This window comes from Mesorhizobium sp. M7A.F.Ca.US.007.01.2.1 (assembly GCF_003998165.1).
In the GTDB taxonomy this organism is placed as follows: Bacteria; Pseudomonadota; Alphaproteobacteria; order Rhizobiales; family Rhizobiaceae; genus Mesorhizobium; species Mesorhizobium ciceri.
Window position 1 is genome coordinate 1 of sequence record NZ_RZQP01000527.1, and the last position, 498, is coordinate 498.

Genomic DNA, 498 nt, shown 5'->3' on the forward strand with positions numbered 1-498 from the left:
AGACCAGGCAGAGCGCGATATCGTCGACGGCCTGCCGTGGTGAAAGGGCCAGATTCCTGAACTTCATCCCCCTAGCCCCTCGCGATCGCATGGAAGAAGGTGCCGCTGACATGGCCGCGCCGGTAGCCCGAGGCGCCGATCGGATTGCCCTGGCCGTCGGCAAGGTCGGCCAGCGGCTCGTCATTGCCGGTGGCCGTCATCTGCGCATAGTGGAATTCGTGGCCACGAATCAGCGCCCCAGCCGGGCCCAGCGGGCAGTCGGCGCGCAGCCGCGCCTCGCGATAGCCGAGGTTCATCTTGCGCCTGGCGAAGCTTGTGGCATGGCCGAGCAGGCCGAGCATCGCATGCGTTTCGCCCGACGCGTCCTCCAGGGCTTCGCCGAGCACCATGAAGCCACCGCACTCGCCATGGATGGGCTTCGTCGCGGCGAAACGCGCCATGCCGGCGCGGAAAGTCGCGGCGGCGGCGAGCTTGCCGGCGTGAAGCTCGGGATAGCCG

The 498-nt window shown here is 68.5% G+C and carries 1 pseudogene; it reads right to left on the bottom strand.

Annotated features, from left to right (window positions below):
• Positions 1-71: 71 nt before the first annotated feature.
• A pseudogene (locus tag EN949_RS35605) lies at positions 72-498 on the bottom strand (cobyrinic acid a,c-diamide synthase); the annotation flags it as partial.